The organism is Actinopolymorpha rutila (genome assembly GCF_013407855.1).
GTDB lineage: Bacteria > Actinomycetota > Actinomycetes > Propionibacteriales > Actinopolymorphaceae > Actinopolymorpha > Actinopolymorpha rutila.
Window position 1 is genome coordinate 193,185 of record NZ_JACBZH010000001.1, and the last position, 16,304, is coordinate 209,488.

The following is a 16,304-nucleotide window of genomic DNA, read 5'->3' on the forward strand; positions in this document are numbered from 1 at the left end:
ACCACCGACACTGCTCGCCACGCCCCGCCGTACAGACCCGCCGTACAGAAAGACAGGCCCGATGAACGGAGCGCCCCGCACCCTTCGTGAGCTCCGGCGCGGCATCGAGGAGGGCCGGCACACCGGCGCGCAGGTGTACGCCTCGCTGAACGGCCGGACGGTTCTCGACCTCGCCCTAGGGCAGGCCCGGCCCGATGTGCCCATGCGTACCTCCACCATCGTGGAATGGGCCTCGGCGACCAAGCCGGTGACCTGCGTGGCCCTGATGAGGCTGGTCGACGCCGGCCTCCTCGGCCTCGACGACCCGGTCCACAAGCACCTCCCGGAGTTCGCCGCCGGTGGCAAGGAGGACGTCGCGGTCCGCCACCTGCTCACCCACACCGCCGGGCTCACCAGCACGCTCACCGGGGTGGTGCCGCCGGAGCGGATGGTGGCCGACATCTGCGCGTCGCCCCTCGCACCGGGCTGGCGGCCGGGCAGACGCAGCGCCTACAACTCGGTCGCCATGTGGATCGTCGCCGGACTGGTCGCCCGGCTGTCCGGGCGGCGGTTCGGCGACTTCGTGCGTACGGACGTGTTCGGCCCGGCCGGGGTCGAGGAGGCCTGGATCGGCATGCCGGAGGAGGAGTACGACGCGCGGCGGGACGACCTCGCGGTGATCGCCGGCTCCCCGCGCTCCGGCACCCGGGACTGGGTCACCTGGGAACGCCCCACCGGCGGCGGCCACGGACCGATCCGCGAGCTCGGGCGGTTCTACGAGGCATTCCTCGCCGGGCGGCTGTGCTCGGCCGGCGCCGTCGCGGAGATGACCCGGCCCCAGGTCGCGGGCGCGTACGACGAGTACCTGCGCGCGACGGTCGACCGCGGGCTCGGCTTCCTCCTCCGGACGTCGTACGCCGGACACACCTACGGTCCGCACGCGTCACCGGACACCTACGGACATGGCGGGCGAAACTGGTGCGTCGGCCTCGCCGACCCCGCCCACGGACTGGCCGCCGCGGTGTACTGGAACGGCCTGGCCGACAGCGACCTCCAGGCGCTGCGGCAGCCCGCGACCCTGGCCGCGCTGTACGCCGACCTCGGCCTGGTAACCTAAGCGGCTGGTCCGCTGGGAAGAACCCGCCCCATGGCGCGGAAGGCACCCGGACCTGACGCAAGCCCTCCTGTCACGGAAAGACCGTGACCGCTCGAGTCCAGAGGAGGTGGAGTTCCGCATGCGTCGTTACGAAGTCATGGTGATCCTCGATGCCGATCTTGAGGAACGCACCGTAGGCCCGTCCCTCGACCAGTACCTCTCGCTGGTCCGCCAGAACGGCGGCACCGTGGAGAAGGTCGACATCTGGGGCCGTCGCCGGTTGGCGTACGACATCAACAAGAAGTCCGAGGGCATCTACTCGGTGATCGACCTCACCGCCGAGCCCGCGACCGTCCTGGAGCTGGACCGTCAGCTGACCCTGAACGAGTCGGTGCTGCGGACTAAGGTCATCCGCCCCGACACCCGCTGATTCACGGGAGGCGTTCATGGCAGGCGACACAGTCATCACACTCGTCGGCAATCTCGTCGACGACCCCGAGTTGCGTTTCACCCCGTCCGGGGCGGCAGTGGCCAACTTCCGGCTCGCGTCCACCCCGCGCACCTTCGACCGGCAGAGCAACGAATGGAAGGACGGCGAGACGCTGTTCCTGACCTGCAACGTGTGGCGGCAGGCGGCGGAGAACGTCGCCGAATCGCTGCAGCGCGGCATGCGGGTCGTCGTCCAGGGCCGGCTGAAGTCCCGTTCGTACGAAACCCGCGAGGGTGAGCGGCGGACGGTCTTCGAGGTCGAGGTCGACGAGGTGGGACCCAGCCTCCGCAACGCGACCGCCAAGGTCACCAAGACCAGCCGTGCACAGGGCGGCTTCGGTGGCGACGACCCGTGGCAGACGCAGCAAGGTGGCGGCGGTGGCGCCCGGCAGGGCGGCCAGCGGTCCGGCGGAAACGACCCCTGGGGCGGCGGACAGCAGTCCGGCGGATCCCAGGACGAGCCGCCGTTCTGATCCACCGACGTCATCCCGTTCTTTCCCCATCCGCGACCATTCCCGCATGACGCGGGGCTTCCTGGAGGAGCACCACGATGGCCAAGCCCCCTGTACGCAAGCCCAAGAAGAAGGTTTGCGTGTTCTGCAAGGAGAAGATCTCCTACGTCGACTACAAGGACACGACTCTGCTGCGGAAGTTCATTTCCGACCGCGGCAAGATTCGTGCCCGCCGGGTGACCGGCAACTGCACCCAGCACCAGCGGGACGTCGCGGTTGCCATCAAGAACTCGCGCGAAGTCGCCCTGCTGCCCTACACCAGCACCGCGCGCTGACGAGGAGGTTGACACGCTATGAAGCTCATCCTCACCCAGGAAGTGTCCGGTCTGGGCGCTCCGGGCGACATCGTCGAGGTCAAGGACGGCTACGGCCGTAACTTCCTCATCCCGCGCGGTCTCGGCATGCGCTGGACCAAGGGCGGCGAGAAGCAGGTCGCCTCGATCCGCAAGGCGCGTGAGGTCCGGGAGATCCGCGACCTCGGGCACGCCGAGCAGATCAAGGGCCAGCTCGAGGGCCTGTCGGTGAAGCTGCCGGCGCGGTCCGGCGAGAGCGGCCGGCTGTTCGGCTCGGTCACCGTCGCCGACATCGTGGCGGCGGTCAAGCAGTCCGGCGGCCCCGACATCGACAAGCGGCGGATCGAGATCGGCACGCCGATCAAGACGCTCGGCTCGCACCAGGTGTCGGTTCGCCTGCACCCGGAGCTCAGCGCCAAGCTCTCGCTCGAGGTCGTCTCGGCCTGAGCGCAGTGGCATTGCTGCCCGGAGGGGCGGTCCCGGATTCCCGGAGCCGCCCCTCCGGTCTTTTCCTGGCTGGGTCCGGTCTGAGTTCGGCGGCGTCCCGGCGCCGGCGTCGATGGGGCCGTGCCGTCAGCGCCGGGCAGCGCGTGCCCCGGTCACCAGCCAGGCGTCGCTTCGCGCCCGCACCGCCAGGGTCGCCAGCCGGGCCACCATGAACCCCCCGAACGCCCACCACAGCGCGAGCAGGCCCGCGTGGGCGGCGTACACCAGCAGCGCGAGCGGCAGGAACGCCACCAGCGTCACCAGCCCGGCGTAGGCGAGGTACTTCCCGTCGCCCGCGCCGATGAGCACGCCGTCCAGGACGAACACGATCCCCGCGACCGGTTCGAAGCAGGCGAACACGAGGATCGCCTGGGCGAGCAGCGCCTGGACGGCCGGGTCGGCGCTGAACAACGGCACGTACACCGGTCGCGCCAGCACCACCACAGCGCCGAACACCAGGCCCGCGCCGACGCCCCACTCCACCATCCGGCGGGTCGCCGCCCGCGTACCGGCGACGTCCGATCCGCCGAGGTAGCGCCCCACGATGGCCTGCCCGGCGATCGCGATCGCGTCCAGGGCGATGGCGAGGGTGTTCCACAGGGTGAACGCCACCTGGTTGGCGGCCAGTGCCACGTCACCGAACGACGTGGCGACGTACGCCATGACCAGCAGCGCGGCCCGCAGCGTCAGTGTGCGGATGATCAGTGGTACGCCCGCGTGCGCGTTCGCCCGGATGCCGGTCAGGTCCGGCCGCAGCGGCGCGTCGTGCCGGCGGGCGGCCCGCACCACCACCACGACCAGCGCCACCGCACCGGCGGTCTGGGCGAGCACGGTTCCCCACGCCGAGCCGGCGATCCCCAGGTGCAGTCCGTACACGAAGAGCACGTTGAGCACGACGTTGCCGACGTACGACGCACCCGCGATCCACAGCGGCGTCCGGGTGTCCTGGAGCCCGCGCAGCACGCCCGTCCCCGCGAACGTCAGCAGCAGGGCGGGCATACCGAGCACCGCCACCCGCAGGTAGCTGACCGCGAACTCGCGCACCTGCGGTGAGGGTCCGAACGCGCCGACCACGGCGGGTGCCGCCAGCGTGCCGACCAGCGCGAGCAGCACCCCGAGCCCGAGTGCCAGCCACAGCCCGTCGATCCCGTACGCCAGCGCCGACCGGCGGTCACCCGCGCCCAGGTGACGGGCGACGGACGCGGTGGTGGCGTAGGCGAGGAAGACGAACACGCCGACCAGGGTCTGCAGTGCCGTGCCGGCCAGGCCGAGCGCGGCGAGCTGGGGGGTGCCCAGGTGGCCGACGATCGCGGAGTCGGCCAGCAGGTAGACGGGTTCGGCGATCAGCGCGCCGAACGCCGGCACCGCCAGGCGCAGGATTTCCCGGTCGTGCGGGCTCCGGAGCCGGATGAGGGACACGGGCTGGGACCTCCGGAGGCGGCGCGGCACGGCTCGGTCGGGGTTCGGGCGGGCTTCGGGCGTGGCCATGGACGGGTTCGGACGGGGTGGCCGTCCCTATGATGCGGCCATCGCGAGAGCGGCCGGCCGAGGGGTCTGCGCACACCTCGGCGTGGACACGGCACGCCCGGTGTGGACGACACGCCCGGGCAAGCAATTGCCGGGCACTTTCTCCGGACATCGGTTGTGTCCACAGCGTGGGGACGCCGAACTCGCAGGCGAACCGCCTGATCGTGCGCTCTCCGAGATCTTCTCCACAGAGAAATCCCCAGGCTGTGCACAGCGAATCCCCAGGCAATCCCCCGGCTACCCACAGCCCCTGTGTACAAGCGGGTTGCCGCTCACGGCCCTCCACGGCGTACGGTCGCCTCTCACGTCGAACCCTGGCCGATCGCGCAGAACCATCTTGTCGGTGGTCGCCGCTAGAACTGTCGCACAGGTGTTCGTCACGGGTGGAGCGTCGGAGGTAGTGCGGCAGTGAGTGTCAGCGAGTTTCCTGTCCCGCGCGCGGTCGAGGGTGCACCCGACCGGATGCCGCCGCAGGACCTTGCCGCGGAGCAGTGCGTGCTCGGCAGCATGCTGCTGTCCAAGGACGCCATCGCCGACGTGGTGGAGGAGGTCCGCGGCCCCGACTTCTACCGTCCCGCGCACGAGACGGTCTACGAAGCGGTCCTCGACCTCTACGGCCGAGGCGAGCCCGCCGACGCGGTGACCGTCTCGGCAGAGCTGCAGCGCAAGGGCGAGCTGGCCCGCATCGGCGGCGCACCCTACCTCCACACCCTGATCGCGTCGGTGCCGTCGGCGGCCAACGCCGGCTACTACGCCGCGATCGTGCGGGAGAAGGCGATCCTGCGCCGGCTGGTCGAGGCGGGCACCAAGATCACCCAGATCGGGTACGCCGGCGACGGTGACGTCGACGACGTGGTCGATCGTGCGCAGGCCGAGATCTACAGCGTCACCGACAAGCGCAGCAGCGAGGACTACGCCGTCCTCGGCGAGATCATGGAGTCCGCCCTCGACGAGATCGAGGCGATCGGTTCCCGCGGCGGCCAGATGGTCGGCGTGCCCACCGGGTTCACCGACCTGGACGCGCTGACCAACGGCCTGCACCCCGGCCAGCTGATCGTGGTCGCGGCTCGTCCTGGTGTCGGCAAGAGCGCGCTGGCGCTCGACTTCGCCCGCGCGGCGTCGGTCAAGCACGGCCTGGCGTCGGTGATCTTCTCGTTGGAGATGAGCCGTACCGAGATCACCATGCGGCTGCTGTCGGCGGAGTCGCGGGTCCCGTTGCACCACATGCGGCAGGGCAGCATGACCGACGACGACTGGGCGCGGATGGCCCGGCGGATGGGTGAGGTCTCCGGTGCCCCGCTCTACATCGACGACTCGCCCAACATGACGCTGATGGAGATCCGGGCAAAGTGCCGGCGGCTGCGTCAGCGCAACGATCTGCGGCTGATCGTCCTCGACTACATCCAGCTGATGACCTCCGGCAAGCGGGTGGAGAGCCGCCAGGTGGAGGTCGCGGAGTTCTCCCGAAACCTCAAGCTGCTGGCCAAGGAGCTCGGCGTCCCCGTCGTCGCGCTGTCCCAGCTCAACCGCGGTCCCGAGCAGCGCACCGACAAGCGCCCGATGCTCTCCGACCTCCGCGAGTCCGGTTGCCTCACCGCCGACACCCGAGTTCTCCGCGCGGACACTGGACAGGAGGTGGCGTTGGGGGAACTGCTTGCCTCCGGTGCCCGCGACGTGCCGGTCTGGTCCCTGGACGAGCGCCTCAAGCTGGTGCCGCGCACGATGACACACGTCTTCTCCAGCGGGGTGAAGGAGGTGTTCCGTCTCCGTCTCGCGTCGGGCCGGGAGGTCAAGGCCACGGGCAACCACCCGTTCCTCACCTACGACGGCTGGAAGCCGCTTCGCGAAGTTGCGTCGGGTAGCCGCCTGGCCGTCGCGCGCCACGTCCCGCCACCGTTGCAGATCACGCCTTGGGACGACGACGAGGTGGTCACGCTCGCTCACCTGCTCGGCGACGGCTCGTTCGTCCGTCGTCAGCCGATTCGGTACGCGAGTACGGACGAAGCCAACCTGCGGGCAGTCACGCAAAGCACTCGGCGTCGTTTCGGGATCATCGCTGTTCGAGACGAATATCCCGCTGCGCGGGTCACCACCCTTCGGCTCCCGGCTCCCCACCGGCTCACTCACGGCCGGCGTAACCCGATCGCGGCGTGGCTCGACGAACTCGGCCTCTTTGGCCTGCGCTCGCACGAGAAGTTCGTGCCGGCCGGGGTGTTCTCGCTGCCGAAGAGGCAGGTGGGGCTGTTCCTGCGGCACCTGTGGTCGACGGACGGGTGCGTGCACCGGGACGTCCGCGATCAGGTGCGGATCTACTACGCCACGACCAGCCGCCGGTTGGCGGACGAGGTCGCCCGGCTGCTGTTGAGGTTCAACGTCTTCACCCGGATCAAGACCGTCCGCAAGGACGGTTACCGGGATTCCCACCACGTGCACGTAGTGGGTGCGGAGAACCAACTCCGGTTCATCGAGGACGTCGGGGTTCATGGTGCACGCGGCGCGATTGCCGCCGAGGTTCTGCCGGCACTCCGCGCCGTCACCGCCAACCCGAATGTCGACACCGTGCCCCGGGACGTGTGGGACCGGGTGCGCGAGGTGCTCGCCGAGCGGCAGGTGACTCACCGGCAGTTCGCCGCTGCGACGGGCACCAGCTTCTCCGGCTCAACGATGTGGAAGCACGCACCGAGTCGTACCCGGCTCGCCAAGGTCGCCTCGGTGCTGGACTGCGCCGAGCTGGACGTCCTCGCCACCAACGACGTGCTCTGGGACACGGTGGTGTCCGTCGAGAGCCTCGGCGAGCAGGAGGTCTACGACGCGACGGTGCTGGGCACGCACAACTTCGTGGCGGACGGGATCGCGGTCCACAACAGCATCGAACAGGACGCGGACATGGTGATCCTCCTGCACCGCGAGGACGCCTACGAACGCGAGTCCTCCAGGCCCGGCGAGGCCGACTTCATCGTCGCGAAGCACCGCAACGGGCCCACCGCCAACATCACGGTCGCCTTCCAGGGCCACTACTCCCGCTTCGTCGACATGGCCCAGGGCTGACCCGGGCCCGGCGGCAGTGATCGGGATCGACGAAGCACGCGTGCCCACACCGCCGCTGCGGCGAGGGCGACGGCGAGCAGTGCGGCACTCCCCGCCACGTCGAGGACGTAGTGGTTCCCGGTGGTGATGACCACGACGACCATCAGAACGGGAAACAACCAGGCCAGCAGGGCGCCCCGAGGGTGGGCTCCGCGAAGCGCTGACCAGACGGCGAACGCGCACCAGGCCGCCAGCGCGACGTGCATGCTGGGCATCGCCGAGAAGTGGTTCTGACCGTTGTCGAGCGTGGTGGAAGCCTTGCTTCCCAGCAGGTCGTTCTCGCCGATGATGTCGACGACTCCGTCAAGGGCGAACCTCGGCGGCGACATCGGCAGGGCCCACCAGACGGGCAGGACCAACGCGGTCATCGCCACCAGAGCCCGCCTCAGCTGCGGATAGATGTCGCTGTGCCGTAGAGCAGTCCACGCCAGGACCCCGATGAGAGCGACGTAGTACAGCCGGTAGAAGTACACCGACGGCTGGATCAGCGCCGATTCCTGTGTAAGCCACTGGTTCACCGTCAGTTCGAGGTCCAGGTGGGTGGCCCGCTCCAGCGACTGCAGGCCGACGGCGTTGCGGGTCGCCGCGGCGACGTCCCGGCCGGCGAGTGAATGCAGGCGCGTGAAGACCACGAACCAGGCGGCGAGACCGACGAGTTCGACGACGGCCACCCGCCATGACCGCGAACCGCCCCATGCCCGAAGCGACCGCGCGCTTTCACGGCCCCTGGAGGCCCGGTTGTTTCGCATGTCGCAGTGAACGCACGGTGGCCGCGAGCTGTCCACCGTCGCGCTCGTCAAGCGGAAGGCTCCCCGGTCGATGGTGGGCGGTGCTCGGCGCGACGGGTGCTCTGCTCTTCTGCCTAGTGCACTTCTACTGGGCGGCAGGCGGCCGGATCGGGGTGTCACCGGACGCCGCGCCCACCAGCGACCGACTCTGGTTCTGGCTGTACGACGACGAAATCGGTGCTGACAGGACGAAAAAGTCGCTGACAGGATGAACCGGTGCAGAAGCTGCTCGGGACCGTGTTCTTCCTGCCGACCCTGTTCCTCGTCGGCCTTGGTTTCGCCGTGGCCATCCGTCGGCTGCTCGGTGTTCGGATCGGCCTGGTCCGGACGGTGCTCGCCGCCGTCCTGGCCCTGGTGGTCTCCGGTCCGCTGCTGACCGCGATGGTGCGCCGGCCAGAGGCGATCGACACCGGCTCCGGGCTCCTGCTCACGGTGCTCGCCGCCTGCTGCGCCAGCCTGGTGGCGATGATCGTCCTGGTCATCGGCGAGGTGCTCGTACCCGACGGTTCGCTGCCCGGGCCGGTCGAACTCTGGCGTGGCTGGCGGTCGCGGGTGATCCGGGCGCGGCGGTACTCCCAGATCGTGCGCATCGCGGCGCGGTACGGGCTCGGCCGGTTCCTGCGCGGTTACCGGCACAGCGGGTTGGAGTCACCGGCCTCGCGGCGCGACCTGGCCAGGTCGGTGCGCCGGGCGCTGGACGAGGGTGGGGTGACATTCGTCAAGCTCGGCCAGCAGCTGTCGACCCGGCGCGACCTGCTGCCGACAGAGTTCGTGACCGAGCTGACCCAGCTGCAGGACAACGTCGCGCCGATCGCCTGGCCGCGGGTCGAGGAGGTGCTGGTCGCGGAGTTCGGGCGTCCCGTCGGCGAGGTGTTCGCGGAGTTCGACCAGACACCGCTCGCGGCGGCGTCGGTCGCCCAGGTGCACAGCGCCCGGCTGCCAGACGGCCGGCCGGTCGTGGTGAAGGTCCAGCGCCCCGGCATCGAGCGGACCGTCGAACGCGACCTCGACATCCTGCTCCGGCTGGCCCGTACGCTCGAGTCCCGCACCGACTGGGGGCGATCCCTGCGAGTCGCCGACCTCGCCGGCGGGTTCGCCGAGGCGCTGCGTGAGGAGCTCGACTTCACCGTCGAACGCGACAACCTGCAGGCGATGGCCGCGGCACTCGCGGACGGACCGGCCCGGGAGGTCCGGGTGCCCGTACCCCACGCCGGGCTCGCCACCGAACGCGTCCTGGTGATGGAACGGCTGCACGGCACTCCGCTCGGCGCTGCGGAGGAAACCCTCGCCGCCCTCGGCACCCGGCGCCGGCGGCAGGTGGCCAACGCCCTGCTGGAGACGGTCTTCGACCAGGTGCTGGTGCGCGGGATGTTCCACGTCGACCTGCATCCCGGCAACGTCCTCGTCGCCGCCGACGGTTCGCTCGGGATGCTGGACCTCGGGTCGGTGGGCCGGCTGGACGGAACGACCAGGCTGGCGGTCGGCCGGCTGCTGGCCGCGCTGGGGCGGGCCGACTCGATGGGTGCCTGCGACGCGCTGCTGGAGCTGGTCGACCGGCCGGACGAGATCGACGAACGCACCCTGGAACGCGCGCTCGGCGTGCTGATCGTCCGGTACGCCTCGCCCGGTGCGAACGCCGGTGCCGCCGCGTTCGCCGAACTGTTCCGGCTCGTCACCACGCACCGGCTCGGCATCCCACCGCAGGTCGCGGCGATCTTCCGTACGTTCGCCACCCTGGAGGGCACCCTCACCGTGGTGGACCCGGAGTTCGACCTGGTGGCCGGAGCCCGCGAGGTCGGGCGTACCCAGCTCGCCGAGTCGGTGGAGCCGGTTCGGCTCCGGCAGTCGCTCGAGGACGAACTCGTGACCCTGCTGCCGATGCTGCGCCGGCTGCCGCGCCGGGTGGACCGGATCGCCGACGCCGTCGAACACGGCCGGTTCACCGTCAACGTCCGGTTTTTCGCCGACGCCCGCGACCGACGGGTGGTGACCGACCTCGTGCACCAGGCGCTGCTGGCCTTCGTCGGCGCGGCGGCGGGGGTGCTCGCGGTCATGTTGCTGGGCGCCGACGGTGGACCCCAGGTCACCGAGACCTTCGGCCTGTTCGGGTTGCTGGGGTACGCGTTGCTGATCGTGGCCGTGGTGCTGGTGCTACGGGTCCTGGTGGTGGTGTTCCGGCGGGACCTGACCTGACCCCGACGTGACGAGTCCGGACCGGGACCGGCTGTCAACCTGTGCTTGGCGCTGACTGCGCCGTCAACCCGAGCTTGGCGTTGACCGCACTGTCAAGCTGCGGTTGGCGCTCCAGCCAGGCGTACTCGACCGCGTGTCAGGCAGTGCGGTCGGTGAGCCGCCCGATCAGGAGGTCGCCGCGCGCTCGGCCGCGCTGCGCAGGACGCAGAACTCGTTGCCCTCCGGGTCGGCGAAGACCACCCAGCCGGTGCCGTCGGCGTTGCGCCGGTCGTCGACGACCGTGCCGCCGAGCCCGAGGACGCGCTCGACCTCGTCGTCGCGGGCGATGCCCGGCTCGAGGCACATGTGCAGGCGGTTCTTCACGGTCTTCGGCTCGGGCACCTGGAGGAACAGCAGCGGCGGTCCCTCGGGCAGCTGCACGAGGACCTCGGGGTCGCCGGGGAAGTCCTCCTCGCCGAGCGGGGCGTCGAGGAGCTTGCTCCAGAACTGCGCGAGTGTGTACGGGTCGGCGCAGTCGATGGAGAACGAGTGGACGCGAGTGTTCAAAAGAGCTCCGGGGTCGGTTGAGGTGAGGTGTCGGAAGCTATCAGCCGGGTCCGACAGCGCGTAGAGGTTTTCCGTCCGGCCCCAGCCCCGCCTCAGCCCAACTTCAACCCCACTTCAACCCCGCCTCAGCGCTGGGTGAACGCCATCGGGTCGTCGACGTCCACGATCTGCTTGCCCATCGGGAACAACGAGATCGGCACCAGCTTGAAGTTCGCCAGCCCGAGCGGAATCCCGACGATCGTGAGGCACTGCGTGACGCCGGTGACGATGTGGGCGAGAGCAAGCCACCAGCCGGCGAGGATCAGCCAGAGCACGTTGCCGATCAGGGATCCGGCGCCGGCGCCCGGCTTGTCCACCAGCGTGCGGCCGAACGGCCAGAGCGTGAAGTTCGCCATCCGGAACGCCGCGACGCCGAACGGAATGGTGATGATCAGGACGCACAGCACGACTCCGACCAGGGCGTACCCGAGCGCCAGCAACAGCCCGCCGAAGATCAGCCAGATGACGTTGAGGACCAGCCGCACGTAGTCCAGTCTCCGCCGGTGTTCCGGTTGCCGGTAATCACCGGATCTCGCACCGGGGTACGCACTGACGCCCTTGAGAGCTATGCCGACGCGTACCGCTGCTTGCGGCGCAGCAGGGGACGCTCGACGAGGAGGTACGACAACCCGGCCATCGCGAAGGCCCCGCCGACCACCAGCATCACCTCGACCTGCGGCACCAGGTGCAGCGTCCCGACGTACGCGAGGATCGGGTAGTGCCACAGGTAGAGGCCGTAGCTGAGCCGCTGCCCCACCCAGGCCAGCGGTGGCAGCGCCAGCAGCCGGCTCAGTGGGTGGCGCCGGTCGAGCACCAGGACCGCGAGCACGGTGGCGGTGAGCACCGCGACGGCGAGGAATCCGAAGGTGTACCAAGCAGGGGTCCACCCGTCGACCCAGCCGGTGATCCGCAGCCGCCAGGCCACCAGGCCGATCGCGACCGCCGCGACCCAGGCCAGCCGGCCGGCCCAGGTGCGGATCCGGGCGAGCGCCGCGTCGTCGTCGCGCAGGTGCCACAGCACCAGGGCGAGCAGGCAGCCGACCAGGAGCTGGTCGGCGCGGGTGTCGAAGCCGTTGTAGATGCGGTGCGCGGCGTCGTCGTCCCAGATCACCAGGCGGACGACGGTCGGCACCAGGCACGCGGCGCCGACGACGGCGAGTACGGTCCGGGATCTCAGCCTGCCCAGCAACGCGCGGAGCGCGATCGGCCAGGCCAGGTAGAACTGCTCCTCGACCGCCAGTGACCAGGTGTGTGGCAACGATCCCATGGTGTTGTCGTACGGGCCCGGCTGGCCGGCCCGGACGATGTTGGCGACGTAGGTCGCGGCCAGCAGTGCGGCCATCCACTGTCCCTCGAACGCCCGCAGCGGGGTGGCCAGCGCGAGCAACGCCACCAGTCCGCACAGCAGCATCAGCGCCGGCATCAGTCGCAGGAACCGCCGGGTGTAGAACCGCCGCAGCCGGATCCGGCCGGTCCGCTCGAACTCGGTGACCAGCAGCGTCGTGATGACGAACCCGCTGATGGCGAAGAACACGTCGACGCCGACCGAGCCGCCGGGCAGTAGGTCCGGCCGCAGGTGGCAGGTGATGACGGCCCCGGCCGCGACCGCGCGCAGCCCGTCCACCCCGGCGCTGCGGACGTCGAGCGGTCGAGCCGCCCGCGCCGACCGCGTCTGCGGCGCCGACGGTACGGCTCGTCCGCGCGGTCCGGTCGCCGAACGCGCGTCCCTCGTCGGGACGTCGGTGGCCTGGGCGGGAGGCGGCGCTGAGGAAGGCATCACCGCCACCTTTTCGGCAGGGGCTGAGCAGACACCCAAAGGAACCTGAACGACAGCTGAGACGAAAGTGATCCTTTCCACTCTTTCCGGCTTGAATAGACCAGTTGGACCAATTAGGGTCCGAACGGCGAAGACAAGGAACGCGGCGGAACGAGGAGCGAGAGGGTGGTGCGCGTGCGGGTGCGGCCGACGCTCTTCACCGATGCCGACGCACTCGGCCGGGCGCTGGCGGCCGAGATCGCCGACGGCGTCGAGGCGGCGAACTCCAAGGGCCGGCGCTATCTCCTCGGCTGTCCGGGCGGGCGAAGCGCGATGACGACCTACGCCGCACTCGCCGACCAGGTGCGCATCCGGCGGGTGGACCTGTCCGGCCTGGTGATCGTGATGATGGACGAGTACGTCGAGGCCGGGCCCGTGCCGGGCTCGTTCGCGTGTGTCGCCGACGACCTCGCGCACAGCTGCCGCGGCTTCGGCCGGGACCTGATCGCGGGGCCGCTGTCGGCCGCCGCGGGCCCGGGCCGGGGCGTACGCGAGGACCACCTGTGGGTGCCCGACCCGGCCGACCCCGCCGCGTACGACCGGAACCTCGAGGCAGCCGGTGGCATCGACCTGTTCGTCCTGGCCTCCGGCGCCTCCGACGGGCACGTGGCGTTCAACCCGCCCGGAACTCCCGCCGACGCCGAGACCCGGATCGTGCCGCTCGCGCGGAGCACCCGCCAGGACAACCTGGTGACGTTCCCGCACCTGCGCACGCTGGACCGGGTGCCGACCCACGGCGTGGGCGTCGGGGTGGCCACCATTCGTACGCAGGCCCGCCGGGCGGTCATGGTGGTGCACGGCGCCGACAAGGCGCGGGCCGCCGCCCAGGTGGCGGCCGCCGACCACTACGACCCGGCATGGCCGGCGACGATCGTCAGCGAGTGTGCCCACCCCGGCCTGTACGTCGACCTGACGGCCGCCGTCGGGCTCGGTCGCGGTGATCCCACGCATCCGCTGATCAGCCGCGAGGACTGGCACCACGACGATCCCGCAACGTCGGGTTGACATCCGCTCGCGACTCGCCCGACCCACGAGAAACCCTGACAGTACGAAGCTCGGAGGACCACTGATGGCCCGGATCAAACTCGCCTACCTCGGTGGCGGCTCGACACGTGCCGCCGGGACGATGGCGTCGTTCGTGCACCACGGCGCGGAGTTCGACGGGTCGGAGGTCGTCCTGATCGACCTGGACGCCGACCGGCTGGCCCTGATCAAGCAGTTGGCCGAGCGAATGGCACGCAACGCCGGTCTCGACCTCACCATCACCGCCACCACCGACCGGCGCGAGGGGCTGCGCGACTGCGACGCCGTACTCTCCAGCTTCCGCCCCGGCGGCTTCGAGGCCCGCGCTCTCGACGAGCGCATTCCCCTCAAGCACGGCGTGATCGGCCAGGAGACGCAGGGGCCGGGCGGCTTCTTCATGGCGCTGCGGTCGATCGCGGTGATGAAGGCCGTCGCCGACGACCTCGCCGCCGTCGCGCCGAACGCCCGGATCTTCAACTACACCAACCCGGTCAACATCGTCGCCCAGGCGTTGACCAGCTACACCGACATCCCGATCGTGTCGCTGTGTGAGGGCCCGATCATCTTCCCGCGCGGTGTGGCCGAGGGTGCGGGCCTGGACCCCGACCTGGTGCAGACGACCATGGTGGGGATCAACCACAACTGCTGGAGCACCGAGCACACCTACGAGGGCAAGGACCTGATCCCGCTGCTGCGCGACGCCTACGAGGCGCGCCGCGACGACCCGAGCGTGAGCGCGGACACGAAACGGCTGCTGCGGCTCGCGGTCACGATGGAGTCGGTGCCGTCGTACTACTTCCTCAACTACTACTTCCGCGACGAGGTGCTGCGCCAGCTGCAGGGCAAGCCCACCACCCGCGCGGAGGACATCCTGGCGGAGGTGCCGGGTTACTGGCGGCACTACACCGAGCAGGCGACGTCGGAGGCGCCCGAGCTCGACCCGGGACGTTCGCGCGGCGGCATCCACGAACTCGAGCTCGCCATCGACGCGATGAACGCCTTCTACAACGACACCGGCGAGGTGCTCCCGGTCAACCTGCCCAACACCGGCGGCGTGCTGCCCGGGTTCGACGAGGAGGTCGTGGTGGAGGTGCCGACCCACGTGGACGCGAACGGTTTCCGCGCGCTTCCGCAGCAGCCGCTGCCGCACGCGGTCCGCGGGCTGGTCCAGGCCCTGGCCGAGCACCAGGTGCTGGCCGCCAAGGCGGGCTGGGAAGGCGACCGGAACGCCGGTGTCCGTGCGCTGGCCGCACACCCGCTGGTGCCCTCGCTGCCGGTGGCCGAGGAGTTGTACGCCGAGATGGCACACGCCCACGCCGCCCACCTGCCCGAGCGGCTGCTGCCGTAGATGGAGCCACTGCACCTCGGCGTGGACGCCGGGAACAGCAAGACGGTCGCCCTGCTGTGCGACGAGGAGGGTCGCGTCGTCGGGTACGGCCGGTCCGGTAACGGCGACATCTACGGCGCGGAGTCGGCGCCGGCCGCCGTGGACGCGGTCGTCGCTGCTGTCAACGAGGCGTTGACGTCCGCCGGTGCGCGGGTCGCCGACGTGCGTGCGGCGGCGTTCCGGCTCGCCGGGGTGGACTGGCCGGAGGACCACGCGTACTGGATGGACGCGCTGGCCCGGCGGCTGCCCGAGCTGCGCGCACCGTCGGTGCTCAACGACGGGTTCGCCGCCATTCGGTGCGGGGGACCGGAAGGCCCCGACGGGGCCGGTGTCGCCGGTGGTGCCGGTGTCGCCGTGATCGGCGGTACCGGCTCGGCGGTGGCCGGACGCGGCCCGACGGGTACCGAGTGGAGCATGAGCTTCTGGATCCAGGACGCGCACGGCGCCTCCGGTCTGGTGGGGAGTGCGTTGCGTGCGGTCTACCGGGCCGAGCTCGACCTCGGCCCGGCGACGGCGCTGACCGCGCGGCTGCTGGCGTTCTTCGGCGCCTCCGACGTCGAGGCCCTGCTGCACTCGTTCACCGGCCGGGCGACCGGGCACGGCTGGGCCCGGCAGGCCGCCGCCGCGCGGGAGGTGGTCGCCGCGGCCGGCGACGGAGACGAGGTCGCCACCGCGCTGGTCCGCGACCAGGGCCGGCACCTGGCCGACTACGCCCGGGTCACCGCCCGGCGGGTCGGCTTCGCCGTCGACGGGGGTGCGGCAGACGGTGCGGACGGCACGAGCGGTGTGGACGGTAGGTCCGGCGTGCCGGTCGTGCTCGCTGGACCGGTGCTGTGTGCGCCGGGTTCGCCGGTGACCGCGGCGCTGATGGACGCGCTGCCCGAGGTCTTCCCGTCGGCCCGTCCGCGGCTCGCCACCCTGCCCCCGGTGTCCGGCGCGGTGCTCGACGCACTGGCCGAGGCCGGCGTCGATCTCGTCCCCGCCGTGTACGAACGGCTGCGGGCCACCGCGCCGCCCCCGGCGTTCCTGGCCACCTGAGCGGG

General features: G+C 70.7%; 15 protein-coding genes. 10 read left to right on the forward strand and 5 right to left on the reverse strand.

Features of this window, described 5'->3' with window-relative positions:
* Window positions 1-61: 61 nt before the first annotated feature.
* The 5 genes from F4554_RS00860 to rplI all read left to right on the forward strand — a co-directional run bounded on the left by F4554_RS00860 (window position 62) and on the right by rplI (window position 2,816).
* Entirely contained in the window at window positions 62-1,096 is a 1,035-nt protein-coding gene (locus F4554_RS00860) for a serine hydrolase domain-containing protein (protein WP_179785584.1), read from the forward strand.
* A gap of 118 nt (window positions 1,097-1,214) precedes the next feature.
* The gene (gene rpsF / locus F4554_RS00865) at window positions 1,215-1,505 is read left to right on the forward strand and encodes a 30S ribosomal protein S6 (protein ID WP_179785585.1); all 291 of its coding nucleotides are present in this window, start codon (window positions 1,215-1,217) and stop codon (window positions 1,503-1,505) included.
* A gap of 16 nt (window positions 1,506-1,521) precedes the next feature.
* The gene (locus F4554_RS00870; protein WP_179785586.1) at window positions 1,522-2,037 is read left to right on the forward strand and encodes a single-stranded DNA-binding protein; all 516 of its coding nucleotides are present in this window, start codon (window positions 1,522-1,524) and stop codon (window positions 2,035-2,037) included.
* A 77-nt stretch (window positions 2,038-2,114) separates the two neighbouring features.
* On the forward strand, window positions 2,115-2,351 hold the full coding sequence (gene rpsR / locus F4554_RS00875; protein ID WP_092651073.1) for a 30S ribosomal protein S18: 237 nt from the start codon (window positions 2,115-2,117) through the stop codon (window positions 2,349-2,351).
* A gap of 18 nt (window positions 2,352-2,369) precedes the next feature.
* Entirely contained in the window at window positions 2,370-2,816 is a 447-nt protein-coding gene (rplI, locus tag F4554_RS00880) for a 50S ribosomal protein L9 (RefSeq protein ID WP_179785587.1), read from the forward strand.
* Window positions 2,817-2,942: 126 nt separating this feature from the next.
* Here the strand turns inward: rplI and F4554_RS00885 are convergent, their stop codons facing one another.
* Window positions 2,943-4,274, reverse strand: coding sequence for an MATE family efflux transporter (locus F4554_RS00885; protein ID WP_337795817.1), 1,332 nt, complete (start codon window positions 4,272-4,274; stop codon window positions 2,943-2,945).
* A gap of 615 nt (window positions 4,275-4,889) precedes the next feature.
* Between F4554_RS00885 and F4554_RS00890 the strand changes: the two genes are divergently transcribed.
* Complete coding sequence (locus tag F4554_RS00890) at window positions 4,890-7,430, forward strand: replicative DNA helicase (protein ID WP_238341485.1); 2,541 nt, start codon at window positions 4,890-4,892, stop codon at window positions 7,428-7,430.
* Here F4554_RS00890 and F4554_RS00895 read toward each other — a convergent pair.
* Complete coding sequence (locus F4554_RS00895) at window positions 7,397-8,140, reverse strand: phosphatase PAP2 family protein (RefSeq protein WP_202889087.1); 744 nt, start codon at window positions 8,138-8,140, stop codon at window positions 7,397-7,399. The genes F4554_RS00890 and F4554_RS00895 overlap by 34 nt on opposite strands.
* Before the next feature lie 333 nt (window positions 8,141-8,473).
* On the opposite strand from F4554_RS00895, the gene F4554_RS00900 reads away from it, so the two are divergent.
* Window positions 8,474-10,450 carry an AarF/UbiB family protein gene (locus F4554_RS00900; protein WP_202889088.1) on the forward strand — a complete coding sequence of 659 codons (1,977 nt, stop codon included), beginning with the start codon at window positions 8,474-8,476 and terminating at the stop codon, window positions 10,448-10,450.
* A gap of 165 nt (window positions 10,451-10,615) precedes the next feature.
* Here F4554_RS00900 and F4554_RS00905 read toward each other — a convergent pair whose 3' ends face one another.
* The 3 genes from F4554_RS00905 to F4554_RS00915 form a co-directional block, all read right to left on the reverse strand.
* On the reverse strand, window positions 10,616-10,996 hold the full coding sequence (locus F4554_RS00905) for a VOC family protein (RefSeq protein WP_179785590.1): 381 nt from the start codon (window positions 10,994-10,996) through the stop codon (window positions 10,616-10,618).
* 125 nt (window positions 10,997-11,121) lie between these two features.
* On the reverse strand, window positions 11,122-11,520 hold the full coding sequence (locus tag F4554_RS00910; protein WP_179785591.1) for a YccF domain-containing protein: 399 nt from the start codon (window positions 11,518-11,520) through the stop codon (window positions 11,122-11,124).
* An 80-nt stretch (window positions 11,521-11,600) separates the two neighbouring features.
* Window positions 11,601-12,812, reverse strand: coding sequence for an acyltransferase family protein (locus F4554_RS00915; RefSeq protein ID WP_179785592.1), 1,212 nt, complete (start codon window positions 12,810-12,812; stop codon window positions 11,601-11,603).
* Between the two features lie 165 nt (window positions 12,813-12,977).
* Between F4554_RS00915 and F4554_RS00920 the strand changes: the two genes are divergently transcribed.
* The 3 genes from F4554_RS00920 to F4554_RS00930 all read left to right on the forward strand — a co-directional run bounded on the left by F4554_RS00920 (window position 12,978) and on the right by F4554_RS00930 (window position 16,299).
* Window positions 12,978-13,856: a 6-phosphogluconolactonase gene (locus F4554_RS00920; RefSeq protein WP_337795818.1), complete on the forward strand. Its 879-nt coding sequence runs from the start codon at window positions 12,978-12,980 to the stop codon at window positions 13,854-13,856.
* Window positions 13,857-13,920: 64 nt separating this feature from the next.
* The gene (locus F4554_RS00925) at window positions 13,921-15,222 is read left to right on the forward strand and encodes a family 4 glycosyl hydrolase (RefSeq protein WP_179785593.1); all 1,302 of its coding nucleotides are present in this window, start codon (window positions 13,921-13,923) and stop codon (window positions 15,220-15,222) included.
* Entirely contained in the window at window positions 15,223-16,299 is a 1,077-nt protein-coding gene (locus F4554_RS00930; RefSeq protein WP_179785594.1) for a BadF/BadG/BcrA/BcrD ATPase family protein, read from the forward strand.
* The last annotated feature ends 5 nt before the right edge of the window (window positions 16,300-16,304 follow it).